Source organism: Planomonospora sp. ID91781, from assembly GCF_015711595.1.
Lineage (GTDB): Bacteria > Actinomycetota > Actinomycetes > Streptosporangiales > Streptosporangiaceae > Planomonospora > Planomonospora parontospora.
The window spans coordinates 3,341,307-3,368,062 of record NZ_JABTEY010000001.1; the positions used below are offsets into that span (position 1 = coordinate 3,341,307).

The 26,756-nt window shown below is 74.6% G+C and carries 22 protein-coding genes; 13 read left to right on the plus strand and 9 right to left on the minus strand.

Features of this window, described 5'->3' with window-relative positions; genetic code table 11:
- Positions 1-10: 10 nt before the first annotated feature.
- From HS048_RS15180 to murA, 5 genes are all read right to left on the minus strand, one after another.
- Complete coding sequence (locus tag HS048_RS15180) at positions 11-1,936, minus strand: prolyl oligopeptidase family serine peptidase (RefSeq protein ID WP_196467273.1); 1,926 nt, start codon at positions 1,934-1,936, stop codon at positions 11-13.
- Complete coding sequence (locus HS048_RS15185; RefSeq protein WP_196467274.1) at positions 1,933-3,723, minus strand: N-acetylglutaminylglutamine amidotransferase; 1,791 nt, start codon at positions 3,721-3,723, stop codon at positions 1,933-1,935. Before HS048_RS15185 ends, HS048_RS15180 begins: the two co-directional genes overlap by 4 nt.
- Entirely contained in the window at positions 3,704-6,238 is a 2,535-nt protein-coding gene (locus HS048_RS15190; RefSeq protein ID WP_196467275.1) for a carboxylate--amine ligase/circularly permuted type 2 ATP-grasp protein, read from the minus strand. The genes HS048_RS15185 and HS048_RS15190 overlap by 20 nt, the downstream gene beginning before the upstream one ends.
- A 95-nt stretch (positions 6,239-6,333) precedes the next feature.
- The gene (locus HS048_RS15195; protein ID WP_196467276.1) at positions 6,334-8,670 is read right to left on the minus strand and encodes a transglycosylase domain-containing protein; all 2,337 of its coding nucleotides are present in this window, start codon (positions 8,668-8,670) and stop codon (positions 6,334-6,336) included.
- Positions 8,671-8,723: 53 nt separating this feature from the next.
- On the minus strand, positions 8,724-10,040 hold the full coding sequence (gene murA / locus HS048_RS15200; RefSeq protein ID WP_068894132.1) for a UDP-N-acetylglucosamine 1-carboxyvinyltransferase: 1,317 nt from the start codon (positions 10,038-10,040) through the stop codon (positions 8,724-8,726).
- 108 nt (positions 10,041-10,148) lie between these two features.
- Here murA and HS048_RS15205 point away from each other — a divergent pair, with 108 nt between their 5' ends.
- A complete protein-coding gene (locus HS048_RS15205; protein ID WP_196467277.1) occupies positions 10,149-10,709 on the plus strand; it encodes a hypothetical protein in 561 nt (186 codons plus the stop codon).
- A gap of 48 nt (positions 10,710-10,757) precedes the next feature.
- Here the strand turns inward: HS048_RS15205 and HS048_RS15210 are convergent, their stop codons facing one another.
- On the minus strand, positions 10,758-12,152 hold the full coding sequence (locus tag HS048_RS15210) for an amidase (RefSeq protein WP_196467919.1): 1,395 nt from the start codon (positions 12,150-12,152) through the stop codon (positions 10,758-10,760).
- Positions 12,152-12,652: a Cys-tRNA(Pro) deacylase gene (gene ybaK / locus HS048_RS15215; RefSeq protein WP_068894129.1), complete on the minus strand. Its 501-nt coding sequence runs from the start codon at positions 12,650-12,652 to the stop codon at positions 12,152-12,154. Before ybaK ends, HS048_RS15210 begins: the two co-directional genes overlap by 1 nt.
- Positions 12,653-12,752: 100 nt before the next feature.
- On the opposite strand from ybaK, the gene hisD reads away from it, so the two are divergent.
- The 10 genes from hisD to HS048_RS15265 all read left to right on the plus strand — a co-directional run bounded on the left by hisD (position 12,753) and on the right by HS048_RS15265 (position 21,483).
- Positions 12,753-14,087 carry a histidinol dehydrogenase gene (gene hisD / locus HS048_RS15220; protein ID WP_196467278.1) on the plus strand — a complete coding sequence of 445 codons (1,335 nt, stop codon included), beginning with the start codon at positions 12,753-12,755 and terminating at the stop codon, positions 14,085-14,087.
- Positions 14,088-14,197: 110 nt separating this feature from the next.
- A complete protein-coding gene (locus tag HS048_RS15225; protein WP_068894442.1) occupies positions 14,198-15,271 on the plus strand; it encodes a histidinol-phosphate transaminase in 1,074 nt (357 codons plus the stop codon).
- Positions 15,268-15,909 (plus strand): imidazoleglycerol-phosphate dehydratase HisB, encoded by a 642-nt coding sequence (hisB, locus tag HS048_RS15230; RefSeq protein WP_068894127.1) that lies wholly within the window; start codon positions 15,268-15,270, stop codon positions 15,907-15,909. The genes HS048_RS15225 and hisB overlap by 4 nt, the downstream gene beginning before the upstream one ends.
- A 6-nt stretch (positions 15,910-15,915) precedes the next feature.
- Positions 15,916-16,071 carry a hypothetical protein gene (locus tag HS048_RS15235; RefSeq protein WP_189236620.1) on the plus strand — a complete coding sequence of 52 codons (156 nt, stop codon included), beginning with the start codon at positions 15,916-15,918 and terminating at the stop codon, positions 16,069-16,071.
- Positions 16,072-16,078: 7 nt separating this feature from the next.
- Positions 16,079-16,714, plus strand: a complete 636-nt coding sequence (gene hisH, locus HS048_RS15240) for an imidazole glycerol phosphate synthase subunit HisH (protein ID WP_196467279.1) — start codon at positions 16,079-16,081, stop codon at positions 16,712-16,714.
- Positions 16,715-16,868: 154 nt separating this feature from the next.
- Positions 16,869-17,222, plus strand: a complete 354-nt coding sequence (locus tag HS048_RS15245; RefSeq protein WP_068894125.1) for a hypothetical protein — start codon at positions 16,869-16,871, stop codon at positions 17,220-17,222.
- Between the two features lie 5 nt (positions 17,223-17,227).
- Complete coding sequence (priA, locus tag HS048_RS15250) at positions 17,228-17,947, plus strand: bifunctional 1-(5-phosphoribosyl)-5-((5-phosphoribosylamino)methylideneamino)imidazole-4-carboxamide isomerase/phosphoribosylanthranilate isomerase PriA (protein ID WP_068894124.1); 720 nt, start codon at positions 17,228-17,230, stop codon at positions 17,945-17,947.
- Positions 17,948-18,041: 94 nt separating this feature from the next.
- Entirely contained in the window at positions 18,042-18,812 is a 771-nt protein-coding gene (gene hisF / locus HS048_RS15255; protein WP_068894123.1) for an imidazole glycerol phosphate synthase subunit HisF, read from the plus strand.
- Between the two features lie 166 nt (positions 18,813-18,978).
- The gene (locus HS048_RS15260; protein WP_196467280.1) at positions 18,979-21,042 is read left to right on the plus strand and encodes an ATP-binding protein; all 2,064 of its coding nucleotides are present in this window, start codon (positions 18,979-18,981) and stop codon (positions 21,040-21,042) included.
- Between the two features lie 258 nt (positions 21,043-21,300).
- Complete coding sequence (locus HS048_RS15265) at positions 21,301-21,483, plus strand: hypothetical protein (RefSeq protein ID WP_068894121.1); 183 nt, start codon at positions 21,301-21,303, stop codon at positions 21,481-21,483.
- 97 nt (positions 21,484-21,580) lie between these two features.
- On the opposite strand, the gene HS048_RS15270 is transcribed toward HS048_RS15265, so the two are convergent.
- Entirely contained in the window at positions 21,581-21,763 is a 183-nt protein-coding gene (locus HS048_RS15270; RefSeq protein ID WP_153054047.1) for a hypothetical protein, read from the minus strand.
- A gap of 471 nt (positions 21,764-22,234) precedes the next feature.
- A complete protein-coding gene (locus HS048_RS15275; RefSeq protein WP_068894120.1) occupies positions 22,235-22,867 on the minus strand; it encodes a TIGR03085 family metal-binding protein in 633 nt (210 codons plus the stop codon).
- A gap of 175 nt (positions 22,868-23,042) precedes the next feature.
- Here HS048_RS15275 and HS048_RS15280 point away from each other — a divergent pair, with 175 nt between their 5' ends.
- Together HS048_RS15280 and HS048_RS15285 are read left to right on the plus strand one after the other, a co-directional pair.
- A complete protein-coding gene (locus HS048_RS15280) occupies positions 23,043-24,908 on the plus strand; it encodes an ABC transporter ATP-binding protein (RefSeq protein WP_196467920.1) in 1,866 nt (621 codons plus the stop codon).
- Positions 24,905-26,704, plus strand: coding sequence for an ABC transporter ATP-binding protein (locus HS048_RS15285; RefSeq protein ID WP_196467281.1), 1,800 nt, complete (start codon positions 24,905-24,907; stop codon positions 26,702-26,704). The genes HS048_RS15280 and HS048_RS15285 overlap by 4 nt, the downstream gene beginning before the upstream one ends.
- The last annotated feature ends 52 nt before the right edge of the window (positions 26,705-26,756 follow it).

Genomic DNA, 26,756 nt, shown 5'->3' on the forward strand with positions numbered 1-26,756 from the left:
CCGGGCGCCGTCACGCCGGGGCGGGGACGCCCAGGCGGCGGGTGAGCCAGTCGACGACGGTCCTGACGAAGGCGACCCGGTTGGCGGGCCGCCGGATCTCGTGCCCCTCGTCCTCGAACAGCAGCAGGTCGCAGGGGACCCTCCGGGCCCGGGCCGCCTCGACGACCTGCTCGGCCTCCTGCAGCGGGACGTTGGTGTCCCGGGTGCCGTGCACCACCAGCAGCGGCGCGGCCAGCCGGTCGAAGGAGTGCAGGGGCGACAGGGCGCGCAGCAGGTCGCGGTCGGCGACCGGGTGGCCGTACTCGCTGACGGCCGCCGCGGCGATCCACGGCTCGGTGCGCGCGTAGAAGGTCGCGAAGTCGGCCATCCCGCAGACGTCGACCCCGGCCCGGAAGACTCCGGGATGGGTGACCAGGGCGGCCAGCGTCAGATAGCCGCCGTAGGAGCGCCCCATGCAGGCGATGCGGGACGGGTCGGCGGCGCCGAGCCGTACCAGTTCGGCGGCGCAGTCGGCCACGTCGTCGATCGCGCGGAAGCGGAGCGCGTGGTTGTCGGCGTCGCGGAAGGCCCGCCCGAAACCGGCCGAGCCGCGGACGTTCGGGGCGAACACCCCGATCCCGGCGGCTACCAGGTTCTGGAACAGCGGCTTGAAGGTGGGCCGTTCCTGGCTCTCGGGGCCGCCGTGCAGGTAGACGACGAAGGGCGAGGGACCGGCGGCGCCGGGGACGCGGTAGAGCCAGCCGGTCAGCTCCAGGCCGTCGCGGGCGGTCAGGCGCACCGGCTCGGCCCCGGCCGCCCCGGCGAGCGGGCCGGAGCCCGCGACCTGCCGGTAGGCGCCGGTGGCCAGGTCGCACAGGAGCACGTGGGAGGGGTGGCCGGGCCCCTCGGCCGCCAGTACGGCGGACCCGCCGTCCAGGGACACCCGGATCGAGGTGACCACCTCCGCCGGGGGAGGGGGGAGCGGCAGGACCGCACCGGTGTCCGGTTCGACCACCTCCAGCTCCGACCGGCCGCCGGCGTTCCACAGCAGGACGGCGCGGCGGCCGTCGGCGCTCAGCGCGAACCGGTCCGGCTCGGCGTCGGGGCGCTCGGCCAGCACGACCGGCCCGCCCTCCCCGGTCGCCGGCATCGCGACCAGCGCGGCCCGGTCGCGGCCGGCGTCGGTGAGCAGGTAGGCGGTCCGCCCGTCGGGGGAGAGCACGCCGTGGTCGGTGGAGCCGGGCAGGCCCGCCAGCAGCGGCCGCTCCCCGGCGGCCGGGCGCGGGCCCGCGGAGCCGGAGGGCAGGCCTGAGCCGGAGGACGGGGGAGGGCCCGCGGGGCCCGCGGGCAGGTCGACCACGTGCATCCGGCGGACGCCGCGCGGGCCGCGCCGCAGCAGCAGCCGCGCGTGGTCGCGACTGATCGCGGCCGGGTGCGTCAGCGGTCCCGACGCGACGACCTCCCGCTCACCGGTGGCGGCGTCCACCAGCACCGCGTCGGCCCGGCCCGCCGCGGAGATCTCGGTGACGAGGAGGATCTCGCCCCGCCCGGTCCAGCGCACGAACGACGCGGAGCCGCCCTCGGGCGCGGCCAGCGGGCGCAGGTCGCCGCCGTCGGGCCGGACCGTCCAGACCTGCGTGTGCTCCCCGCCGCCCGGGACGACGAGAACGGCCAGCCGCCCGCCGGTCGGGGACCAGCTCACGTCGGCGACGGGCTCGGGCCCGGTGTCGACCGGTCGCGCGTCCGGGCCGGGCCGGTCCGCCGGGGCCCCCGGCGGCGGCGACGGCGACGCAGTCTCCGGCCGGAGGGGCCGGATCCAGACACGCGGCGAGCCGCCTTCGTCACTGACGAAGGCGACGGCGCTCCCGTCCGGGGCCAGGGCGGGCGTCCGGCAGTGCGGGACGGTCAGGCTCGTGTCCGCGGGCGGCCGTGCCCGGACGCCGAGGATCTCCGTCATCGGACTCCTTGGGTCTGCAACCACATCTCCAGGAGCCCGACCTGCCACAACGCGCTGGCGCCCAGCGTGGTGCGGTGCTCGTCGGGCGCGGCCAGCAGCCGGTCGACGTAGGCCCGCTCGAACAGGCCGCGCGAGCGCGCCGCCTGCCCGGTCAGCGCGTCGCGGACCAGCTCCAGCAGCGGCCCCTGCACGTGCCGGACGGCCGGGACCGGGAAGTAGCCCTTGGGCCGGTCGATGACCGCGGCGGGCAGCAGCGTGCGGGCGGCGTCCTTGAGCACGCCCTTGCCGCCCGAGGCGAGCTTGAGCTCGGGCGGGCAGGCCGCGGCCAGCTCGACCAGCTCGTGGTCGAGGAACGGCGTGCGGGCCTCCAGCCCGTAGGCCATCGTCATGTTGTCCACCCGCTTGACCGGGTCGTCGACGAGCATGACGGAGGTGTCCAGGCGCAGCACGGCGTCGAGCGCGGTCTCGGCGCCCGGCCGCGCGAGGTGGTCGCGGACGAACGCGGTGCTGACGTCGGTGTCCGTCCGGTAGGCGGGGGTCAGGATCCGGGCCAGCGCGTCGTGCGGGCGGTCGAAGAACTCCCGGGCGTACACCTCGGCCGCCCGCTCGCGCGGCAGGCCGGCCAGCGGCGGGTACCAGCTGTAGCCGGCGAAGACCTCGTCGGCGCCCTGCCCGGACTGCACCACGGTGACGTGCCGGGCGACCTCCTGCGACAGCAGGTGGAAGGCCACGCAGTCGTGGCTGACCATCGGCTCGCTCATCGCCGCCACGGCCCGCTCCAGGCCGGGCAGCAGCCGGGCGTCGTCGATGAGGATGCGGTGGTGGTCGGTGCCGAACTCGCGCGCCACCAGGTCGGAGTAGGCGAACTCGTCGCCGGGCTCGCCGCCCGCGGAGTGGAAGCCGATGCTGAAGGTCGACAGGCCGTTCTGGCCCTGCTCGGCCAGCAGGGCGACGATCAGGCTGGAGTCCAGGCCACCGGAGAGCAGCACGCCGACCGGCACGTCGGCGACCATGCGCCGGCGCACGGCCGTGCGCAGCCGTTCCAGCACGGCCTCGCGCCACTCGCCGGCCGGCCACCGCGCGGTTCCGGGCAGGGCCGCGCGGGTGTGCGGCGGGTCCCAGTAGCGGCGGTCGGTCATGGTGCCGTCGGGTTCGACGGTGCGCACGGTGGCGGCGGGCAGCTTGCGCACGCCGGCCAGGATCGTGCGCTCGGCCGGCACCACCGAGTGGAAGGTCAGGTAGTGGTGCAGGGCGACGCGGTCGATCTCGGTGTCGAGGCCGCCGGCGGCCAGCAGCGCGGGCAGGGTGGAGGCGAAGCGCAGCCGGGCGCCGTCGTGCGCCAGGTACAGGGGTTTGATGCCGAGCCGGTCGCGGGCCAGGGTGAGCCGTCCGGTGTCGCGTTCGGCGACGGCGAAGGCGAACATGCCCGCGAAGCGCTCGACGCAGGCCGCGCCCCAGTGGTGGAAGGCCTTGACCAGGACCTCGGTGTCGGAGGTGGAGAAGAAGCGGTAGCCGGCGGCGATGAGCTCGGCGCGCAGTTCCCGGTAGTTGTACAGGCAGCCGTTGAAGACCGCGGCCAGGCCGAGGTCGCCGTCGACCATGGGCTGGGCGGCCTTGTCGGACAGGTCGATGATCTTCAGGCGCCGGTGGCCGAGCGCGACGGGTCCCAGCGACCACAGGCCGGAGCCGTCGGGGCCGCGGTCGTGCATCGTGCCGGTCATCCGGTCCACGGCGCCGATGTCGGCGGTCCGCCCGTCGAAGCGGATCTCACCGCTCAGTCCGCACATCGTTCCCCCTCGGAAGCCACGTGTCCTTGGTACCCCCGCCCTGCGAGGAATTGACGATCATGCTGTCGGCCGGGGCGACGCGGGTCAGCGCCGCCGGGGGCACCTGCGCCGTCTCGCCGAGGCAGACGAAGGCCCGCAGGTCGACCACGCGCGGGCTCAGCCGCTCCCCGTCGAAGACCGGGTGGGTCGAGAGCCGGACCGTCTCCTGGGCGACCCACCGGTCGGGGTCGGCGAGGATCCGCTCGCGGACCCCGCGCAGCTCCTCCGGGGAGGCGTCGGGGCCGATCACCACGCCCTGCCCGCCGAACCCGTCGACCGGCTTGACGACCAGCTCGGCCAGCCGGTCCAGCACCTCCTGCCGGTCCTCGGGGTCCCGGCACAGGTAGGTGGTGACGTTGCCGATGAGCGGCTGCTCGCCCAGGTAGTACTCGATGAGCCGGGGCACGTACCGGTACAGGGACTTGTCGTCGGCGACCCCGTTGCCCGGCGCGTTGGCCAGGACCAGCGCCGAGCGCTCCACCGCGTCCAGGATCGCCTCCCCGGCGGGGCCGGCCAGCAGCTCGTCGGAGTCGATGCGGCGGTAGAGCACGTCGACCGGGCGTCCGGCCGCCTCGACGCGGCCGCGGCGGACCTCCAGGTCGCCCGGGCCGACCAGGACCGCCCCCAGCTCCTCGGCGAGCATCCGGTGCTCGTAGAAGGCGGAGTCGCCCGGGCCGGCGGAGACCACGGCGAGGGACGGCGAACCGCCCCCGCCCGCCGCCGCCAGCGTCTCCCGCAGCAGGCGCAGCGCGCCGGCCGGGTCGGCGAACTCCCCGCCGGGGACGAGCTCGGGCAGGACCTCGTCCATCAGCCGCCGGTTGGCGACGGCGTAGCCGAGGCCGGAGGGCACCCGCAGGTTGTCCTCCAGCACCATCCACCGGCCGACGTCGTCGCGGACCAGGTCCAGCCCGGCCACGGAGCAGCGCACGGCGTCGCGCGGCACCCGTCGCCCGGCCCGCCGGTGGCCGGGGGACTCGTCGACCACCCAGGCGGGGAGCACGCCGTCGGCGATGACGCGGCGCTCGCTGTACACGTCGTGCAGGAAGGCCTCCAGCGCGCGCACCCGCTGCGGCAGGGCCCGCTGCAGCTCGGCCCACTCGCCGGGCGGGACCAGCCGCGGGACCAGGTCGAAGGGGAAGATCCGGCGCGAGCCCTCCCCCTCCACCTGGAAGGTCATGCCGTGCTCCCGCTGGTGGCGGTCGCGCCGCTGCTCCCGCTCGCGCAGGCCGCCGGGGCCCAGCCGGTCCAGGACCCGCAGGACCGGCTGGTACGGCTCGCGCACCGTGCCCTCGATGACGACCTCGTCGCCGGGGGCCTCGTAGCCGTCGAGCAGGCTGGTGCGCATCCGGGGCGACGGCCCGCCGAAGGCGGTCTCCCACTCCTGCGAGCGGGTCTCGGCGAGCACGAGGTCGACCACGTCGGACAGCCGGCCGTTCCGGGCGAACGCCGCGCGCTGGCGGGCCGCGGAGCTGCCCCGGGCCAGCGCCTCCTCGGCCAGGGAGGTGACGAGCTCCCAGTCGCCGGTCTGCTCCAGCTGCGGCCGCAGCCCGGCGACCATGCTCCGGACCACCTCGGCGGCCGGCCGGGGCAGGCCGCCGACCGGGTCGACGAGCTCGCCCTCCAGACCCGAGCGCGCCGCCCGCCACGTCGCGGCGCGCACCATCTCCAGCCGGACCCGGCCGCCCGTCCCGTCGGCGGCCGCCTCCAGTTCCCGGGCCACCAGCGCCCGGAACAGGCCCGCGATCAGCACGATGTCGCTCACCAGGGGACAGGCGTCGCAGAGCCGGAGCTCGACCGTGGGCACGTGCGCCGAGGGCCGGACGTCGAAGTAGACCATGCCGGGATCGGTGATCACCCCCGACCGCACGAGCTCCTCGATCACCCGGTCGTACTCCGCGGCGGAGGAGAAGGCGGCCACCGGCCCGGCGGTGGGCCAGCGCTGCCAGACCAGCGGGCGGTAGCCGGCGTAGCCGGTGTCGGACCCCAGCCAGTACGGGGAGCTGGTGCTCAGGGCCAGCAGCGGCGGCAGCCAGGGGGCCAGCCGGTGGGCCACGGCGACCGCCAGGTCCCGGTCGGCGACCTCGGCGTGCACCTGGGTCCCGCAGATCAGCTGCTCGCGGGTGAGCAGCTGGTAGTCGGCGAGCATCTGCTCGTAACGCGGGTCCGGGGAGATCTTCAGCGCCTCCAGGTCCACCAGCGGCACGGTCCCGGCCGCCGCGATCCCCAGGCCCACCCCGTCGGCGGCGCGGATGACCTTGCGGCGCAGCGCGGTCAGGTCGTGGCCGAGGTCCTCCAGCCGGACGAAGGGCCTGCTGTTGGCCTCCACCACCGAGCGTTGCAGCTCGTGGGTGAAGCGGTCCTCGGGTAACTGCTCCAGCAGCAGGCCCGCCCGGGGGACCAGGCGCCGGGTCCCGGCATCGACGACGTGGAATTCCTCTTCGACGCCGACCGCGATCGGCTCCGCGAGACCCGCCATGGTGACCACTCCTGAAGTGCACAGGTTTGCCAAAGATTGACCGGCCTTTGCCCAGAAAACGGGCTTCTGCACTTCAGGAGCGGGCGCGACGGGGGTCAGCGGTCGGGATCGCGCCATCCCCGGCCGCGCTTCCACGGCCGCTCCGGGAACTGCCACCTGCGGCCGGGCCGCTGCCAGCCGCGGTCGCGCTTGCGCACCCGGTCGGGGCGGTGCCAGCCGCGGTCGCGCTTCCAGGCGCGGCCCGGCGGCTGCCAGGTCCCGGCGCGGCCCCGCCCGCGCCCCGCGCCCCGCTCCCGGGGGCCGTCGGCCGACGGCGGGACGTAGCCGGGGATGCTCCCGCCGCCGAAGCGCTTCAGGTCCGGGGCGCGGAAGGGGAGGGCCGGCCGGCCGCGCAGGGCGGCGGACATGGAGGCCGTCCAGATCGGGCCGGGCAGGGAGGCGCCCTGGACGCTGCCGTAGTACCGGCCGCCGATCTCCACGTTCCGCAGCGGGTGGCGGTAGGAACCGCGGATGTCGCCCACGCTGACCGCCGCGGCCAGCTGGGGCGTGTAGCCCGCGAACCAGGCCGAGGTGTAGCCGTTGTTCGTCCCGGTCTTGCCCGCCGCCGGCCGGCCGATGCCCTGGCCCCGCATGGTGCCCCGGCTGAACACCCCGCTCAGCACGCGGTTCACCGCGTCGGCCACCCCGCGGTCGATCGCCTGGTGGCAGGCGGGCGGGACGGGCACGTGCCCGCCGTCCCGGTCGGTGATCGAGGTGATCGCCGCCGGGCGGCAGTACCGGCCCCGCGCGGCGAACGCGGCGTACGCCGCGGCGACCGTCAGCGGGTCCATCTCGTTGATCCCGAGGGTGAACGTCGGGACCTCCCGGAGCGGGGTGCCGTCCGCCCGGACGACGCCCAGCGCCCGGGCGGTCCGCACCACCGGGCAGAGGCCGACCCGCCGCTCCAGCATCATGAAGAAGACGTTCACCGACTTCCACGTGCCGGTGGAGAGGCTGAACGCGCCGCCCCGCCCGCCGCCGTCGGCGTTGAAGACCCTGGCGCGGGGGTCGTTGACCGGCCGGCCCCGGCAGTCGGCGAACCCCTGGCGGGGCACGAACCGGCCCGGGGTCACGAAGCCCCGGCCGAACCGCCAGCCCTGGCGCAGCGCGGCGGCCAGGGTGAACACCTTGAACGTGGAGCCGGCCTGCAGGCCCATCCCGCCGCCGTGGGCCGCGTCGGCGGGCAGGTTGAAGGTGGTGCGGGGGCCGTTCCTGCGGTCGCCGGGATTGCGGCCGTACTCCTTGCTCGCCGCCAGCGCCCGGATCCGCCCGGTGCCCGGCTCGACCATGGCCTCGGCCGCCACCTCGGTGTCGCGCGGGGAGACCCGCGCGCGGATGGCCCGCTCCGCCGCCCGCTGGGCGACCGGGTCCAGGGTGGTGCGGAGCACCAGGCCGCCCCGGGCCAGGCGGCGCTCGCGCTCGGCGCGGGTGTGCCCGAAGGCCGGGTTGGTCAGCAGTTCCCGGTGGACGTAGACGCAGAAGTAGGGGTAGGCGCTCGCGGCGCAGCCGCCCGGCTCCGGCCGCAGGCGGATGCCCAGCGGGGCCGCGCGGGCCGCGCGGGCCGCGGCCGGGGTGACGGCCCCGACCTCGGCCATCCGGTCGAGCACCAGGTCCCTGCGCTGCTTGAGCCGCCGCCGCTGCCGCTCGCCCAGCGACGGGTCCGTCCCGTACGGCGTGCGCACCGCCCCGGCCAGCGCCGCCGCCTGCGGCAGGGTCAGCCGGGAGGCCGGGACCGAGAAGAACCGCCGCGCGGCGGCCTCCACCCCGAACGCCCCCGCGCCGAAGTAGGCGATGTTGAGGTAGCGCTCCAGGATCTCCGGCTTGGTGTACTTCTTCTCCAGCGCCAGCGCGTACCGCAGTTCGGTGATCTTCCGCCGCAGGTTCGGCGCCTGGGCGCGGGCCCGTTCGGCGTCCGTCTCGGCGTTCGCGACCAGGATGTTCTTCACCAGCTGCTGGGTGAGGGAGGAGCCGCCCTGCCGCACCCCGCCCGCCTGGGTGTTGGTGATCAGCGCGCGCAGGGTGCCCTTGACGTCCAGGCCGCCGTGCTCGAAGAACCGGGCGTCCTCGACGGCCACGATCGCCTTGCGCATCACGGGCGCCACGGCGTCCAGGCCCACGACCGTCCGGTTCTCCGTGTAGAACTGGGCGAACGGGCGGCCGCGTGAGTCCAGGAGCACGGTGCGCTCCGGGAGCGGGTCCTCGCGCGGCCCGGACGGCAGGTCGGCGAAGACGCCCGCCGCCTGCTCCGCCGCGAGGTCCGCGGCGCCGACCAGGGGCAGCGCCGCCGCCGTCGTCAGCAGCCCCGCGAGCAGCCCGCAGACCGCCAGGACGCACAGGCACACGACGGGGCCGCGCCTGGCGTCGTCGTCTCTCCGGTCACGTCGCGATGTCACAGAGAGTAAGGTGCGATCGGACGATCACCCCCAAACCCCCCGATCGCGAATCCTTACCCGCTCTGCACCTTCTCTCGACTGATCTGCAGTCCCAGCGAGGCGAACTGCTCGAACGGCCGGTGGTAGCCGCGCTCGATGTGGTGGACGCCGCGCAGCGTGGAGGTGCCCTCCGCGGCCGCGGCGGCGAGGACGGCGGAGAAGCCGGCCCGGATGTCGGGCAGCGTCACGTCGGCGCCGCGCAGCTTGGACACGCCCCGCACGACCGCCGAGTGCTTGGCGTTGGTGTCGTGGTAGCGGCACGCCGGGCCGCCCAGGCACACGTCGAAGACCTCGATCTCGCAGCCCATCTTCTGCAGCGCCGGCACGTACACCAGCCGGTTCTCGAAAACCGTCTCGTGCAGCACCGACATGCCCCTGGCCTGCGTGAACAGCACCATCAGCGGGGTCTGCCAGTCGGTCATGAAACCGGGGTGGGTGTCGGTCTGCACCGCGGCCGCGCGCAGCCCGTCGGGGGCCGAGGCCGACAGGTAGTCGTCGGTGATGTCCAGCTGGGCGCCCATCCTGGCCAGCGTGGTGATCGCGGTGACCAGGCGGTCCTGCGGGCAGCCGTGCACCCGGACCTGGCCGCCGGTGATCAGGCCGGCCGCGAGGTAGGAGAACGCCTCGATCCGGTCGCCGTTGAGCCAGGTGGAGGCGCCGTGCAGCTTCTCCACGCCCTCGATCACGATGCGCCGGTCCGGGCTGAGCTCGATGAGCGCGCCCATGCGCTGCAGGAACAGGGCGAGCTCGACGACCTCCGGCTCGGTGGCCGCGCCCTTGAGCACGGTCTTGCCCTCGGCCAGCACGGCCGACATCAGGATCGTCTCGGTGGCGCCGACGCTCGGGTACGGCAGCTCGATCCGGGTCCCGCGCAGCCGCTTGGCCTTGGCGTGGATGCCGGTGTCGCTCACCTCGATCTCGGCGCCCATCGCGCGCAGCGCCTCGACGTGGAAGTCGACCGGCCGCCGCCCGATGGGGTCGCCGCCGACCAGCGGCACGAACGCCTCGCCGGCCAGGTGCAGCAGCGGGCCGAGCATCAGGATGGGGATCCGGTTGAGACCGGTGAACGCCGCGGGCACGTGCGGGTTGATCTCGGCCCCGGGGGCGATGACGATCTCGCGCGGGGTGATCTCCACCTCGATGCCGAGCGCCCGCAGCATCTGCGCGGTGATGCCGACCTCGCCCACGTCGGGGGCGTTCTGGATCATGCTCTCGCCGGCCCCCAGCATGGCGGCCACCATGTGCTTGGAGACGCCGTTCTTGGACCCGCGGACCTCGACGTCACCGCGGAGCGGGCCGGAGGGCTCGATCAGCCATACCTCTTCGTTCACCTGGACAGAGTAACGGGATTCGAACCGGTGCTTTGGTCTAGACAACTGGATGACTCTGGATGACTCGGTAACATCGGGCAGAGCATCACATAGTGGGGGAGGTGCGGATTGCGCCACGCGCGCGACTTCGCCGTCACCGTGCTGGCCCTGGCGGCGCTGGGAGTCGTCGCCGGCATCCTGTGGTCGATCCTCGCCCCGCGCCCGCCGTACGTCGTGACCGGGCGGGGCCCCGTCCTGGCCGACCCGTCCACCCAGGCGCTCATCGCGGCCGACGGCTGGTTCGCCGTCGTCACCGGCGCGTTCGGGCTGGCCTGCGGCGCCGCGGGCTACAGCCTCTCGCGCCGGGGCCGCCCGCTGGCCGTGGTGACCGGCCTGGCGGCGGGCGGGCTGCTGGCCGGACACCTCGCGACGGTGGTCGGCGGGGCGGTGAACCTCGGCGCGGTGAGCGTGGCCGCCGCCGGGCGGAACCTGCCGACGGTCGCCGGGCCGCTGGAGCTGACCGCGCAGGGCGTGCTGGTGGCCTGGCCGATGCTGGCCGCCGGGCTCTTCGCCGCGCTGGAGGGCCTGGCGGGCTACCGGGACTCGCCGCTGCGCCGCCCCTTCGGCGGCCGGGACCCCTACGGGCCGATCTCCTCCTACGACATCAGCGGCGGCGGGCCGGTGCGGTAGGAGCCCCGCCGCCGGCCGCCGACGCCCGGCGGCGGCCGCCAGCGGCCGTCAGCGGCAGTCCGGCCTGCGCGACCCGTGCCCGGTGGCCTGCTCGAAGGCGTGCGCCAGCCGGAGCACCCGCAGGTCGGCGAAGGGCCGCCCGACGATCTGCACGCCGACCGGGAGCCCGCCGGAGGTGAACCCGCACGGCACCGAGGCGGCCGGGGCGTGCAGCACGCTGACCCAGTAGGCCGAGCGCATCCACGCCAGGTAGTCGGGGAGCGGCTCGCCGCCGATCTCCGTGACGTACGGCGCGTCCACCGGGAACGGGGGCACCTGGCTGACCGGCGCGAGCAGGAAGTCGTAGACGTCGAAGAACGCGCTCATCCGCTGGTACAGGCGGCTGCGCAGCCGCTCGGCGCGGGCCAGGTCCGCCCCGGTCACCTCGCGGCCCCGCTCGACGTTCCAGCGCACGTTGCCGCCCAGCCGCTCGGGCGGCAGGTCGCCGTAGGAGAGCAGGTAGTACCAGGCGCGGTAGGTGCGGAACGCCTCCTCGGCGCCGGACAGGTCGAGGTCGACCCGCTCGACGCGCGCGCCCAGCCCCTCCAGCACCGCCGGGGCCGTCGCGGTGACCCGCGCCGTCTCGGCGTCCACCGGAAGGCCGCCCAGGTCCGGGCTCCAGGCCACCCGCAGCCCGGTCAGGTCCAGCAGGTCCAGCGGCTCGGTGAAGACCGCGCCGCTCTCGGCGACCGACAGGGGCGAGGCGGGGTCGAACCCGGCCACCACGCTCATCAGCAGCGTCAGGTCGGCGACGGTCCTGGCCATCGGCCCCGACACGCCCAGGGTGAACCAGGCGGCCGTCGGGGACGGCGACGGCACCCGTCCCGGCGTCGGCCGCAGCCCCACCACGTTGCAGAACGAGGCCGGGTTGCGCAGCGAGCCGCCCATGTCGGAGCCGTCGGCCAGCGGGACCATCCCGCAGGCCAGCGCGGCTGCGGCCCCGCCGCTGCTCCCGCCGGCCGACCGCGACAGGTCGTAGGGGTTGCGGGTGGCGCCGAAGACCTCGTTGACCGTGTGCGAGCCGGTGCCGAACTCGGGGGTGTTGGTCTTGCCGATCGTGATCGCCCCGGCCTCGCGCATCCGCCGCACGATCAGCGCGTCGTGCGCGGGCACGTGGCCCGCGAAGATCGGCGAGCCGTACGTGGTGCGGATCCCCGCGGTGTCGGTCAGGTCCTTGTGCGCGACCGGCAGCCCGTGCAGCGACCCGCGCCAGACCCCGCGCGCCAGGTCGCGGTCGGCGGCCTCCGCCTCGGTGCGGGCGCGCTCGGCCGCCAGCGTGACGATCGCGTTGACCGCCGGGTTGACCTCCTCGATCCGCCGCAGGTGGGCCTCGAGCAGCTCCACCGCGCTGACCTGCCGGGCGCGCAGCAGCTCCAGCATCTCGACGGCGGTCAGGTAGTGCATCATCCGCTCCTGCCGATGGGGGCGGTGACCGCCTGCGTCAGCCGTACCAGCTCGGCGGGGGAGGTCTCGATCTGCAGCCCGCGCCGCCCGGCGGAGAAGTAGACCGTCTCGAACCCGAGCGCCGAGGCGTCGACCACGGTCGGCAGCCGCCTGCGCTGCCCCAGCGGGCTGATCCCGCCCACCACGTAACCGGTGACCCGCTCGACCTTGGCCGCGTCGGCCATCGCGGCGCGCTTGCCACCCAGCGCCGCCGCCAGCGCCTTGAGGTCCAGTTTGCCCGCCACCGGCACCACCGCGACCGCCAGGCCGCCGTCGACCTCGGCCACCAGCGTCTTGAAGATGCGGCCGTACGGCACGCCGAGCGCGTCGGCGGCCTCCTCGCCGTAGGCCTGCGCTCCCGCGTCGTGCTCGTAGGGGTGCAGGGTGAAATCCACTCCGGCCTGGCTCAGCGCCACCGTCGCCGGGGTGCCCTGGCCTCTGGCGTTCTTCGGCTTGCCCATGGCGGGAAGCGTAGCGACTCAGCGGAATCTACAGCGTAAAGGTCGTCCGCATGGTGGAATGCGGACGGGAGCGGGTCCCGGGGCTCCGTAGACTGTTCAGGTGATTTCCCGTACCGACCTGCGCGGTGCCCTCCCCGAGGACCTGCGCCACGTGCTGCCCCGTGCCGAACTCGACGTCGAAGCCGCCCTGGAGAAGGTCCGGCCCATCTGCGAGGACGTGCATCATCGCGGGGTCGCGGCGGTACGGGAGTGGACGGCCCGGTTCGACGGCGTGGAGCTCGGCTCCACCCGGGTGCCCGCCGAGGCGATCTCCCGCGCGCTGGCCGGGCTCGACCCCAGGGTCCGCGCGGCCCTGGAGGAGTCGATCCGCCGCGCCCGCCTGGTCCACCGCGACCAGCGCCGCACCGACGTCACCACCCGGGTCGTGCCCGGCGGCACCGTCACCGAGCGCTGGGTGCCCGTCGAGCGCGTGGGCCTCTACGTCCCCGGCGGCCAGGCGGTCTACCCCTCCAGCGTCGTGATGAACGTGGTGCCCGCCCAGGAGGCCGGCGTCGCCTCGCTGGCGGTCACCTCGCCCGCGCAGAAGGAGTTCGGCGGGCTGCCGCACCCGGCGATCCTGGCCGCCTGCGCGCTGCTCGGCGTCGACGAGGTCTACGCCGTGGGCGGCGCCCAGGCCGTGGCGATGTTCGCCTACGGCACCGAGGAGTGCGCCCCGGTGAACCTGGTCACCGGCCCCGGCAACATCTGGGTCGCCGCGGCCAAGCGGCTGCTCAAGGGCCGCATCGGCATCGACTCCGAGGCCGGGCCCACCGAGATCGCCATCCTCGCCGACGCCACCGCCGACCCGGCGCACGTCGCCGCCGACCTGATCAGCCAGGCCGAGCACGACCAGATCGCCGCGGCGGTCCTGGTCACCGACTCGCCCGAGCTCGCCGACGCCGTGGAGAAGGAGCTGCCCGGACAGGTCGCCGCGACCAAGCACTCGGCGCGCATCGCCGAGGCGCTGTCCGGCCGCCAGTCCGGCATCCTCCTCGTCGACGACCTGGAGGCCGGCCTGCGCGTCGTGGACGCCTACGCCGCCGAGCACCTGGAGATCCACACCGCCGACGCCGCGGCGCTCGCCGCCCGGGTCCGCAACGCCGGGGCGATCTTCGTCGGCCCCTACGCGCCGGTCTCGCTCGGCGACTACCTCGCCGGCTCCAACCACGTGCTGCCCACCGGGGGCTGCGCCTGCCACTCCTCCGGGCTGTCGGTGCAGACCTTCCTGCGCGGCATCCACGTGGTCGAGTACGACCGCGAGGCGCTGGCCGGGGCCGCCGCCCACGTCTCCGTGCTCGCCGACGCCGAGGACCTGCCCGCGCACGGCGCCGCCGTCCGCGCCCGCTTCGCCCCGGGCGAGCTGTCCGCGCTCACCGACTGGGAGACCCCCGCATGAGGCCCGACGACGCGACCGGCACGCCGACCGGTGGTCCCGGCACGAGGCCCGGCGACGCATCGGGCGCGGGGCCCGGCGACGCTCCCGGCGCGGGATCCGGCGGTCCCCGCGTGACGCTGGCCGACCTGCCCGTCCGCGACGACCTGCGGGGCCGCACGCCGTACGGCGCCCCGCAGATCGACGTCCCGGTCCGGCTGAACACCAACGAGAACCCCTACGGGCCCTCCGCGTCCCTGGTCGCCGGCCTCGCCGAGGCCGTACGGCACGGCGCGGCCGACCTCAACCGCTACCCCGACCGCGACGCGGTCGCCCTGCGCGAGGACCTGGCCGCCTACCTCGGCCACGGCCTGACCGCCGACCGGGTGTGGGCCGCCAACGGCTCCAACGAGGTGCTCCAGCAGATCCTGCAGGCCTTCGGCGGGCCCGGCCGCAGCGCGCTGGGCTTCGAGCCGTCCTACTCGATGCACCCGATCATCACCACCGGCGCCTCGACCGAGTGGATCCCCGGGGCGCGCGAGGACGACTTCGGGATCGACCCGGGCAAGGCCGTCGCGGCGATCGAGGAGCACCGGCCCGACGTCGTCTTCCTGACCTCGCCCAACAACCCCACCGGCACCGCCCTCGACCCGGCGGTGATCGCCCGGATCGTCGAGGCGGCGCCCGGCATGGTCGTGGTGGACGAGGCCTACTTCGAGTTCGCCCGCACCGGCACGCCGTCCGCGCTGACCCTGCTGCCGGACAACCCGCGGCTGATCGTCACCCGGACCATGTCCAAGGCCTTCGCCATGGCGGGCACCCGGCTCGGCTACCTCGCCGCCCATCCGGCGGTGATCGAGGCGCTGCTGCTGGTGCGCCTGCCGTACCACCTGTCCACGCTCACCCAGGCGGCGGCGCGCGTCGCGCTCGCGCACCGGGCCGAGCTGCTCGGCACCGTCGACACGCTGCGCGCCGAGCGGGACGCGACCGTGGAGTGGCTGCGCGGGCACGGGCTGAAGGTGGCCGACTCGGACGCCAACTTCGTGCTCTTCGGCGTCTTCGACGACCGCCGCGCGGTCTGGGAGGGCCTGCTGGAGCGGGGGGTGCTGATCCGCGAGGTCGGCCCGCCCGGGTGGCTGAGGGTGTCCATCGGAACGGCTGAGGAGATGGCGGCGTTCCGCGCCGCCCTGGAAGGAATTCTGCGATGAGTCTCACCGAAGACCGACCCGGCGGTCCCGCCGGAGGCGAGCGCGGGCAGCGCCGCGGTCGCGTCGAGCGCTCCACCAAGGAGACCTCGGTGCTGGTCGAGGTGAACCTCGACGGCACCGGGATCGTCGACGTCTCCACCGGCGTGGGGTTCTACGACCACATGCTGAACCAGCTCGGCAAGCACGGCCTGTTCGACCTCACCGTGAAGACCGAGGGCGACCTGCACATCGACTCGCACCACACGATCGAGGACACCGCGATCGCGCTGGGCGTGGCGTTCCGCGAGGCGCTGGGCGACAAGTCGGGCATCCGGAGGTTCGGCAGCGCGTCCTGCCCGCTGGACGAGTCCCTCGCCCAGGTGACCGTGGACCTGTCCGGCCGGCCGTACCTCGTGCACAGCGAGCCGGAGAACATGGCCCCCATGATCGGCCCCGACTACGACACGACGCTTACCCGGCACATCCTGGAGTCGTTCGTCGCGCACGCCGCGATCTGCCTGCACGTGCACGTGCCGTACGGCCGCAACGCCCACCACATCGTGGAGGCCCAGTTCAAGGCGCTCGCGCGAGCGCTACGCGAGGCCTCCGAGCCGGACCCCCGCTCCACCGGGGTGCCCAGCACCAAGGGCGTCCTGTGAGGGGCGATGACCGATAACTGGACGGCCGTTGCGATGGCCTTCGTCGCCCTCTTCCTGGTGGGCGGCATCGTCTCCTTCCTCAAACAGGGACTGAAGAAGGGCGCCCTCCTGCTGGCCGCCCTCGCTGCCCTGGCGACCACAGCGGCGGTGCTCTGGTGGTGAAGCTCTGATGGGCAAGAACGTCACGGTCCTCGACTACGGCTCGGGCAACCTGCGCTCCGCGGAGCGCGCCCTGGCCCGGGTCGGCGCGGACGTCACGGTGACCTCCGACTACCAGGCGGCGATGGAGGCCGACGGCCTCGTCGTCCCCGGCGTCGGCGCGTTCGCCGCCTGCATGGCCGGGCTGAAGTCGGTGGTCGGCGACCGGATCGTCGCCCGCCGCCTGTCGGCCGGCCGGCCGGTGCTCGGCATCTGCGTCGGCATGCAGATCCTGTTCGAGACGGGGGTGGAGCACGGGGTGACGACCTCCGGCTGCGGCGAGTGGCCCGGCACGGTCGAGCGTCTCGACGCCCCGGTCCTGCCGCACATGGGGTGGAACACCGTCAAGGCCCCCGAGGGCACGGTGCTGTTCGACGGGATCGACGCCGACGAGCGGTTCTACTTCGTGCACTCCTACGGGGTGCGCTCCTGGGAGCTGCAGGCCGGGCCCGGGTTCACCGACCCGCTGGTGACCTGGGCCGAGCACGGCGTGCCGTTCGTCGCGGCGGTGGAGAACGGGCCGCTCACGGCCACCCAGTTCCATCCCGAGAAGTCGGGCGACGCCGGGGCCCGCCTGCTGGCCAACTGGCTCGGAACGCTCGGGTGAACGCCCCGCCCGGCTCCGTGCGGGGCGTTCCCCGGGATGTTCCGCGGCGCGCCGGGCGGGGCGTTCCGCAGGCGTCCGGCGGGGTGCCCGCGAGCGTCCGGCGAGGTGCCCGTGATGCCCGGCGGGGCGTTCGTGAGCGCCCGGCGGGGCGCCGGTGAGCAAGGAGCGGGCCCGGCGCCGCGCCGAACGCGAGGCCGAGCAGGCCCGGCAGGCCGCGCTGCGCGCCGAGCGGCAGGCCCGGCTCGCCCGCCGGCGGCGGCTGCTGGAGCGGGTGACGGCCCCCGCCGCCGCGCTGCTGCCGCGCCGGCCCGTGCGGATCGCCGGGCAGCGCGGCATCATCGCCCGCCGCCGCCGCACCCAGAACGGCGTGGTGGCGGTGCTGTTCCTCATCGTCCAGGTGATCGCATGGCTGCTCTGGTCCTCGTGGGCCGCGAGGCTCGGTGCGCTCCTGCTGTCCCTGTTGCTCGTCCCGGTGCTCGTCACCGTCGTATTCGACCGGAGGTCCTGAACAAGATGTCGCTAGAGCTGCTGCCCGCCGTGGACGTCGCCGACGGCCGGGCGGTCCGCCTGGTCCAGGGCGAGGCCGGAACCGAGACGTCCTACGGTGACCCGCTCTCGGCCGCGCTCGCCTGGCAGGAGGCCGGGGCAGAGTGGATCCACCTGGTCGACCTCGACGCGGCCTTCGGCCGGGGCTCCAACCGGGAGCTGCTCGCCTCGGTGGTCAAGGCGGTCGACGTCAAGGTCGAGATGTCCGGCGGCATCCGCGACGACGCCTCGCTGGAGCTCGCCCTGGCCACCGGCTGCCGCCGCGTCAACATCGGCACCGCGGCCCTGGAGAACCCCGCCTGGTGCTCGAAGATCATCGCTGAGTACGGCGACCGCGTCGCGATCGGCCTGGACGTGCGCGGCACCACCCTGGCCGGCCGCGGCTGGACCAAGGAGGGCGGCGACCTGTGGGAGGTGCTGGAGCGGCTGGAGGCCGACGGCTGCTCCCGCTACGTCGTCACCGACGTCACCAAGGACGGCACCCTGACCGGCCCCAACCTCGACCTGCTGCGCGAGGTCTGCTCCCGCACCGCCAAGCCGGTCGTCGCCAGCGGCGGCGTCTCCTCCCTCGACGACCTGCGCGCCCTGGCGTCGCTGGTCCCGGCGGGGGTGGAGGGCGCGATCGTCGGCAAGGCCCTGTACGCCGGGGCGTTCACCCTCGAGGAAGCCCTGGCCGCGGTCTCCTGATGCCTCCGGACCCCGGACCTCCGGGCCCTCTGCGGCCCGGACCCTCGGGGCCTCCGGTCTCTCCTGGGACCCCTCTAGCGAAAGGAGCCCGCGCGTGAGCGTCGCGGTGCGAGTGATCCCCTGCCTGGACGTGGACGCCGGGCGGGTGGTCAAGGGCGTCAACTTCGAGAACCTGCGCGACGCCGGCGACCCGGTCGAGCTGGCCCGGCGCTACGACGCCGAGGGAGCCGACGAGCTGACGTTCCTGGACATCACCGCGTCCAGCTCCGACCGGTCCACGATGTATGACGTGGTGCGCCGTACGGCGGAGCAGGTGTTCATCCCGCTGACCGTCGGCGGAGGGGTGCGCGCGGTCGAGGACGTCGACCGGCTGCTGCGCGCCGGGGCGGACAAGGTCTCGCTGAACACCGCCGCCATCGCCCGGCCGGAGCTGCTGACCGAGGCCTCGCGGCGGTACGGCGCGCAGTGCGTCGTGCTCTCGGTGGACGCGCGCCGGGTCGTCGACGGCCCGCCCACCCCGTCCGGGTTCGAGGTGACCACGCACGGCGGCCGCCGGGGCACCGGCATCGACGCGGTCGAGTGGGCGCGGCGGGGCGAGGAACTGGGCGTGGGGGAGATCCTGCTCAACTCCATGGACGGCGACGGCACCCGTGACGGCTACGACCTGGAGATGATCCGGGCCGTGCGGGCGGCGGTCTCCGTCCCGGTCATCGCCAGCGGCGGGGCCGGGACCGTGGAGCACTTCGCCCCGGCGGTGGAGGCGGGGGCGGACGCGGTCCTGGCGGCGTCGGTGTTCCACTTCGGCCAGCTCAAGATCGCCGACGTGAAGGACGCCCTCCGCACCGCGGGCCACCCCGTCCGCTGACGGGACCACCGGGTCGGCCTCGGCGGATATCGGACATCGAGTCGGATAGCACCCCGCCTCGGCGGGGATGAGACGTCTGTGACGACGTTGACGGTGTGGCGGCCGGTGCGGTGGCACCGGTCGTGAGGGCCGGTCGTGAGGAGCCCGCACCGCGGGCGGTCCGCTGATGTCCGGTAGGGGCGCGGCGCTGCGCCGTACCGCCGGGTTCGCCGTGCTGCACGTGGTCGCGATGCTGGCCGGGCGGCTGGAGCTGGCCGGCGGGGAGGTCTTCGGCCTGGTGTGGCCGGCGGCCGGGGTGGGGGCGCTGTGGCTGCTGGTGCAGCGGCACGAGCGGTCCCGGTGGCTGGACGCGCTGACCATGGTGACGATCTTCCTCGTCGTCAACCTGCTGACCGGCGCGGCCCTCCCGTCCGCCGTCTTCTTCACCGCGGTGAACCTGGCGCAGATCCTGGTGTTCCTGAAGGTGATCATCTCGGTCTGCCCCGATCTGCGGACCTCCCGCCCGTGGGGAGGTTTCGAGCGGGTGCGGCATCTGTGGGGCCTGCTGGCGGCCGCGGCCGCCGGGGCGGCGATCGGCGCGCTGGTGGTCCCCACCGTCCTGGGGGTGCTCACCGGCCGGTGGTCGGTCCCGGGCGCCGTGGCGTGGTGGGCGCGCAACGTCGTGAGCATGACGGCGATCCCCGCGCTGGGCCTGTGCCTGGGGAGGCTGCTCGACCGGCGGGCCCGCACCCGGCGGCGGACCGCACCGTGGCGGGCGGTGCGGGAGGCGGCGGGCCGGGCCGGCGGCCGGCGGATCGCCGAGTGCTGCGCCCTGCCGGCGGCATCGGCGGCGGCCTACCTCGTGACGTTCGGTGTCAGCCACGATCTGCCGCTGGCGTTCCTGCTGATCGCGGTGACGGTCTGGGCCGCCGTGCGCTTCAGTACCGCTCTCGTGGCCCTGCACAGCCTGGTCACCGGCACGGTGGCGATCGTCTTCACCGTGTACGGCAGCGGTCCGTTCACCACGGCCGCCTCGCTGGTGGCCCGGGTGCTGGTGGCGCAGGTCTTCGTCGGGGTGATCACCGTGGTCGGCCTGGCGCTGGCACTCGGCCGGGACGAACGCGACGAGCTGGAACGGCAGCGGGCCGCGGCTGAGAAAGAGGTGATCGCCCAGGCCGGGATGCTCTCGGCGATCGTCGAGTCGATGCACGACGGACTGGCGGTCGTCGACGAGGCCGGGCGGTTCGTCATGAGCAACCCGGCCGCCCGGTGGCTGCTGGGCGCCGCCGGCCCCTTGACCGTCGCCGACGCCTATGATCTGCTGCATCCCGACGGCACGCCCGTCGGCAGGCGGCAGCTGCCGTACATGCTGGCCCTGGCAGGGCACGAGGTCCGCGGCATGGACGTGCTGCTCCGCCTCCCGGGCACGGCCGGGAACCGCATGCTCAACGTCAGCGCCACCCGGCTGCCCTCCGATCCGCCGCGGGCGGTCGTGGTCTTCCACGACGTCACCGACGAGCGGCGGCACCGCGACGAGCTGGCGGCGTTCGCCGGGGTGGTGGCCCACGATCTGCTCAACCCGCTGGGCACCATCGACGGCTGGGCGGAGATCCTGGCCGACGCCGCCGAGGCGGCCCCCGGAGGCGCCGCGCCGGACGGGGCCGGTGACGGCGTCGCCCGCATCCGGCAGGCTTCGGCGCGGATGCGGGAGCTGATCCAGGACCTGCTGGCGCACACCGCCGCGCGGGACGCGCCCATCACCCCCGTCCCGATCGACCTCGGGCGCGCCGTGCGGGAGGTCACCGCGGCCCGCGGCGACCTCCCGGAGGCGGCGGCCCGCGGGCGGGCCCCGGTGTTCCACATCGGAGAGCTGGCCGCGGTCCGGGCCGACCGGGTGCTGCTGCGCCAGCTGCTGGACAACCTGATCGGCAACGCGGTGAAGTACACCGCCCCGGGCGAGCGGCCGGAGATCACCGTCACCTCCGCGACCGAGCGGCCGGGCTGGGTCCGCGTCGAGATCGCCGACCGGGGCATCGGGATCCCGCCGGGACAGCACGAGGCGATCTTCCAGAGCTTCCGCCGGGCCCACGAGGGCCGCTCCTACAGCGGCAGCGGGCTCGGCCTGGCCATCTGCAAGCGCATCGTCGAGCGGCACGGCGGCACGATAGGGGTGCAGGACGAACCGGGCGGGGGGTCGCGGTTCCACTTCACGCTGCCCGCCGCCGACGTCCCCGACGAGACGGCCGGGTGAGCCGGGCCGTCCGGCCGTTCGGCATCCGGTCCGCATCCGTTCGGCATCCGTTCGGCATCCGGTCGGCATCCGGTCGGCATCCGGTCGGCATCCGGTCGGCATCCGGTCGGCAGGGTCGCGCTGCCGATGGCCGCCGCAGGAGCGCAGGGCCGCGGCGGGGGCGGTGTTTGATCGTCGGCGGCACGGGGAGAGGTTCACGCACGGCGCGGCGGTGCGCCGCGTGAGACGACGGAGAGTGAGATGACCAGGAGGTCGGGAATGCTCGGAACATCTGCCCGGCGGACGGCGGCGGCCGCACTGGCGATGGCCGCCCTCACCGGATTGCTCGGTGGTTGCGGCGGCGGTGGTGATGACGACGGTGACAGCCCCGACGTGGTCGAGACCTCGGCGCCCGGCGTCGAGAACGACGGCGAGACGGACAACGACGGGGACGGCGACTGACGTCACGGGGTTCGGGGTGCCGCGCTCCCGGATGGAACCGTTCGGGAGCGCGGGGAGGAGCGAAAAGGATCGGGGCGAAGCGGACCTTCGCCGGCGGTCAGCTCAGTACGTTAGTGAAGAACAGGGCCAACCGGTCGGCCCCCTCGATGATGCCGTCGAAGACCCCGCTGACCGCTGCGGCGGCCTCGGCGGGTCGGCTGAACAGATAAAAGGCCACGAACGCCACCGCTGCGTAGGTGGCGATCTTCTTGACCTGCATGGGGGCCTCCTGCAGTTCCATTCCCAGCCGTATATACCCTGATTTTAAGGATCTCTGGCATCTTCGGCCCGGGTGGCTCCCGGATCTTGATGATCATACCTGGCGCGCCGGGGCGAGCCATGGCCGGATCGCAGGATTGGCATGGTCGGTCCCCTCCCCGTCATGGTGCGCAGGGAGCGCCGCCGTTGTCCAACCCGGAGTGCAAGGTATGGCGGAAGGGCGAGCGGCGGCGGCGGGAGCGCGAAGCCGGGGCCGGTGCCGTGACCAGCGGACGGATCCCCGGCTCGGGCCGCAGGAACGGGGCCGGCCGTCCGGTTCCGGACAGCGGGCCGGCGGCCCGGAACGGCGCCGGGCCCGCGGGTCACGGCAGGAGCGGGCTCCGGGTCCTCGCCCGTCGGCTCCGGGCCCGGCGCCCGGTGATTCCGGGGCCTCGGCCGCGGGGTCCGGGGAGGCGGCCCGGCGGATCCGGGTCCCCCGCCGCGGGGAGGCCGTTCAGACGCCCAGGGAGGCGTCCATCAGGCGGGCCACGGAGCCCTCGTCGCCGTTGAGGCTCACCCTGGCGTGGGCCTGCCTGCCGAAGCAGAACAGCAGCAGCTCGCTCGCCGGGCCGGTCACCTCGACCTTCGGACCCTCCTTGGCGCCGCCGAGGGCGACGCCGCCGCCGATCCGGTGCAGGACGACGCCGACCGGGGCCCTGCGCAGGAACAGCCCCCGGCCGGCCCGGACCCGCTTCCAGAACAGCTCCTCCAGGTCGGCGGGGAGCTCGCGGGGCTCCCACACGCGCTGCGCCCGGCGCAGGTCCTCGTGGTGGACGAACATCTCCATGGTGTTCACGGCGGAGTCCAGGCCGGGAACCAGCCCGTAGACGCCGCCGGGCCCGGAGCGGACGAGCTCGACCAGCCCGCCGAAGCCGCGATCGGCCTTGAGCGACTCCTGCACCCGGGCGGTGTATCCCGCCAGCGGGGCCAGGGCGATGCCGGGGGCGGCGTCGAGGCGGCGCTCCCGCAGCACGAGGTGGGCGGCGAGGTCGAAGGCGGTCCAGCCCTCGCAGAGCGTGGGGGCGTCCGGGCCGAGCCGGACGAGCAGGTCGCTGAGCTCAGCGCGTTCGGCACGGGCGTGGTTCATGGTGTGATCCTAACAAGGCCGTTGCGCGAGCAACGGGCGAGGAGCCGGCCCGCCGATCATGGAAGGGCGGCCGCGGCGGGAATAACGTGTCGGTCCGGCGTGATAGTCACATAGGTAACGACATCTCCGGCGAAAGGACACCCTCCGAGTGGCGAGCAAGGTGACGTCCGCCGTCATGCGCAAAGGGCTCCGCGTTCTGGGGGTGGCCATCCGGGCGGAGAAGGCGGTCTTCACCGCCGCGGTGCTGGCCAGTTCCGTCTACGGCGCGATGACGGTCGCGTCGGCGTGGGCACTGGGCTGGGCCACCGAGAACGTCGTGCTGCCCGCGTTCCGCCAGGGCGAGGTCGGCACCGGCGCGCTCGTGGCGGGCGTGCTCCTCATCGTCGGCACCGCGCTGCTCAAGGCGCTGGGCGTGGCCGGCCGCCGGTTCTTCGCCGGCGTCATGCAGTACCGCATGCAGGCCCGCTCCCGGCGGGACGTCACCCGCCAGTACCTCAGGCTCCCGCTGGCCTGGCACCACCGGCACCCGACCGGCCAGCTGCTCTCCAACGCCAGTGCCGACGCCGAGGCCGCCTGGGCGCCGCTGGCCCCGCTGCCGATGGCCGTCGGCGTGGTCGTCATGCTGGTCACCGCCGCGGTCGCGCTCGTCCTGACCGACCTGCCGCTCGCCCTCGTCGGCTTCCTGGTCTTCCCGGCCATCGCCCTGCTCAACCTGGTCTACCAGCGCAGGCTCAGCCCGCTGGCCACCCGCGCCCAGCAGCTGCGCGCCGAGGTCAGCGAGATCGCGCACGAGAGCTTCGACGGGGCGCTGGTCGTCAAGACCCTCGGTCGGGAGGACGCCGAGACCGCCAGGTTCCGGGCCAGGGCCGAGCGGCTGCGCGACGCCAACATCGCGGTGGGGCGCGTGCGGGGGCTGTTCGACCCGATGCTGGAGGCCCTGCCCACCCTCGGCGTGCTGGCCGTGCTGCTGGTCGGCGCGGCCCGGCTGGAGGGCGGCGCGATCACCGCCGGGACCCTGGTCCAGGTCGCTTACCTGTTCACCCTGCTGGCCTTCCCGATCCGCGCCCTCGGCTGGGTGCTCGCCGAGCTGCCCCGCGCCGTCGTCGGCTACGAGCGGGTCCAGGAGGTGCTGTCGGCCACCGGTTCCATGGAGTACGGCACCGCCGCCCTGGCCGGGGACGCCCCGGCCCGGCTGGAGGTGCGCGGCCTCGGCTACGCCTACGGGGACGCCCCGGTCCTGTCGGGGGTGGACTTCGAGGTCGAGCCGGGCCGTACGACCGCACTGGTCGGGCCCACCGGCTCCGGCAAGTCCACGCTCGTGCAGACCTTCGTCCGGCTCGTCGACCCGGCGGAGGGGGCCGTGCTCGTCGACGGCACGGACCTGCGCGAGGCGGCGCGCGGCGCGGTCAGCGACGTGGTGGCGCTGGTGCCGCAGCAGACGTTCCTGTTCGACGACACGGTCCGCGGCAACATCACCCTGGGGCTGCCGGTCGACGACCAGGAGGTCTGGGCGGCGCTGCGCCTGGCCCAGGCCGAGGGCTTCGTCAGCGCCCTGCCGGCCGGGCTCGACACCAAGGTCGGAGAGCGCGGCACCACCCTGTCGGGCGGCCAGCGCCAGCGCCTGGCGCTGGCCCGCGCGCTGGTCCGCCGCCCGAGGCTGCTCGTCCTGGACGACGCGACCTCCAGTGTCGACCCCCAGGTGGAGGCGAAGATCCTGTACGGCCTGCGGGACGCCGCCGCCACGCCGGCGGCCTCGACCGTGGTGGTCGTGGCCTACCGGATGGCCACCATCGCCCTGGCCGACGAGGTCGTCTACCTCGAGCACGGCCGCGTCGTCGACCGCGGACCGCACGACGAGCTGCTGGCCCGCTGCGCGGGATACCGCAATCTGGTCACCGCCTACGAGCGCGAGGAGGCCGAGCGGGAGGCGCTCGGCGCCGACGAGGAGACCGCCGGACCTCCCGGTGGGGAGGCCGCCGGGAGGTCCGGCGGGGACCTCGGCGCCGGCGAGATCAGCACCGACGAGGAGATCAGCGCGTGACGACACTCCAGGAGACCCCCGGGACCCAGGGCCTGCGGGGCGTCGAGCGGTCCGCGATCGCGACCGTGCGGCACGGGCTGTCCCTCACCCCCGAGATCCGCAAGGGACTGGCCGGCACGTTCGCGCTCGCGGTGCTCGCCACGGTCGGCAAGGTGATCGTGCCGATCGCCGTGCAGCAGACCATGGACAGGGGCCTGGAGGGCCCCGTGCCCGACGTGGCGTACATCCGCGCCGTCGTGGCGGTCTGCGCCGCGGCGGTGCTGCTCACCGCGTTCTGCGGTTACCTCATGAACGTCCGCCTCTACAAGGCGACCGAGTCCTCGCTGGCCACGCTCCGGGTGCGCGGCTTCCGGCACGTGCACGACCTGTCGGTGCTCACCCAGAACTCCGAGCGGCGCGGCGCGCTGGTCTCGCGGGTCACCGGGGACGTCGACCAGATCAGCGCCTTCATGCAGTGGGGCGGTCTGATGATCATCGTCGCGCTGGGCCAGCTGCTCGTGGCCAGCGTGCTGATGTTCGTCTACTCCTGGCAGCTCGGGCTGCTGGTCTGGCTCTGCTTCCTGCCGCTCATGGCCGCGATGCCGCGCTTCCAGCGGTGGCTGTCGGCCGCCTACACCCGCGTCCGCGAGCGGACCGGCGACATGCTCTCCGCGGTCGGCGAGTCGGTCGTCGGCGCGGCGGTGATCCGCGCCTACGGCGCCGAGGCCCGCACGTCCGAGCGGCTGGACACCGCGATCGAGGCCAACAAGACCGCCCAGGCCCGCACCCAGAAGATCGTCGCGACCGTCTTCCCGCTGACCGAGATCGTGGCCGCGGTGGCGGTGGCCGGAGTGGTGCTGCTCGGCGTGCGGCTCGGCGTGGACGGCGACATCTCCGAGGGGCGGCTGGTCGCCTTCCTCTTCCTGATCACGCTGTTCATCTCCCCGCTGCAGATCGCGACCGAGGTGCTCAACGAGGCGCAGAACGCGATCGCCGGCTGGCGGCGGATCCTGGGCGTGCTCGACACCCCGCCCGACGTCGCCGACCCGGAAGAGGACGGCGTCGACCTGCCGCGCGGGCCCATCTCCGTCTCCTTCCAGGAGGTCGGCTTCGCCTACCCCGGCGGGCCCGCGGTGCTGAGCGACGTATCGGTCGACATCCCGCCGCGCTCGCGGATCGCGGTGGTGGGGGAGACCGGCTCCGGCAAGACGACCTTCGCCAAACTGCTCACCCGGCTGATGGACCCCGTCTCCGGACGGGTGACCGTGGACGGCGAGGACCTGCGGAGGGTGCGCTTCTCCTCGCTGCGCGAGCGGATCGTCATGGTCCCGCAGGACGGCTTCCTGTTCGACGGCACGCTGGCCGACAACATCCGCTTCGGCCGCCCGCCGGCGACCGACGAGGAGATCGGGCTGGCCCTGACCGAGCTGGGCCTGGCCGACTGGCTGGAAGGGCTGCCCGCGGGCTTGGACACCCCGGTCGGCCAGCGCGGTGAGTCGCTCTCGGCGGGCGAGCGCCAGCTCGTCGCGCTGGCCCGCGCCTACCTCGCCGACCCCGACCTGCTCCTGCTGGACGAGGCCACCTCCGCGGTGGACCCGGCGACGGAGGTACGGCTGGCACGCGCGCTGGAGGGCGTCACGCGGGGCCGTACCGCGGTCTCCATCGCGCACCGGCTGTCCACCGCGGAGGCGGCCGACGAGGTGCTGGTCTTCGACCGGGGCCGGATCGTCCAGCGCGGGCCGCACGCCGAGCTGGTGGCGCGGCCCGGGGTCTACGCCGACCTGCACGCGTCCTGGGTGTCGGCCGCCCGGTCGTGAACGGGCGGTCGCACGGCGGGCGGCCAGCGAAATAAATCCCCATAAAAGGGAC

Bases quoted from the DNA above. Each gene is read 5' to 3' on its own strand.
- HS048_RS15180 (WP_196467273.1), bottom strand. From the start codon at position 1,936: ATGACGGAGATCCTCGGCGTCCGGGCACGGCCGCCCGCGGACACGAGC.
- HS048_RS15185 (WP_196467274.1), bottom strand. From the start codon at position 3,723: ATGTGCGGACTGAGCGGTGAGATCCGCTTCGACGGGCGGACCGCCGAC.
- HS048_RS15190 (WP_196467275.1), bottom strand. From the start codon at position 6,238: ATGGCGGGTCTCGCGGAGCCGATCGCGGTCGGCGTCGAAGAGGAATTC.
- HS048_RS15210 (WP_196467919.1), bottom strand. From the start codon at position 12,152: ATGCACTACCTGACCGCCGTCGAGATGCTGGAGCTGCTGCGCGCCCGG.
- ybaK (WP_068894129.1), bottom strand. From the start codon at position 12,652: ATGGGCAAGCCGAAGAACGCCAGAGGCCAGGGCACCCCGGCGACGGTG.
- hisB (WP_068894127.1), top strand. From the start codon at position 15,268: ATGAGTCTCACCGAAGACCGACCCGGCGGTCCCGCCGGAGGCGAGCGC.
- HS048_RS15235 (WP_189236620.1), top strand. From the start codon at position 15,916: ATGACCGATAACTGGACGGCCGTTGCGATGGCCTTCGTCGCCCTCTTC.
- hisH (WP_196467279.1), top strand. From the start codon at position 16,079: ATGGGCAAGAACGTCACGGTCCTCGACTACGGCTCGGGCAACCTGCGC.
- priA (WP_068894124.1), top strand. From the start codon at position 17,228: ATGTCGCTAGAGCTGCTGCCCGCCGTGGACGTCGCCGACGGCCGGGCG.
- HS048_RS15260 (WP_196467280.1), top strand. From the start codon at position 18,979: ATGTCCGGTAGGGGCGCGGCGCTGCGCCGTACCGCCGGGTTCGCCGTG.
- HS048_RS15265 (WP_068894121.1), top strand. From the start codon at position 21,301: ATGCTCGGAACATCTGCCCGGCGGACGGCGGCGGCCGCACTGGCGATG.
- HS048_RS15270 (WP_153054047.1), bottom strand. From the start codon at position 21,763: ATGGAACTGCAGGAGGCCCCCATGCAGGTCAAGAAGATCGCCACCTAC.
- HS048_RS15275 (WP_068894120.1), bottom strand. From the start codon at position 22,867: ATGAACCACGCCCGTGCCGAACGCGCTGAGCTCAGCGACCTGCTCGTC.
- HS048_RS15280 (WP_196467920.1), top strand. From the start codon at position 23,043: ATGCGCAAAGGGCTCCGCGTTCTGGGGGTGGCCATCCGGGCGGAGAAG.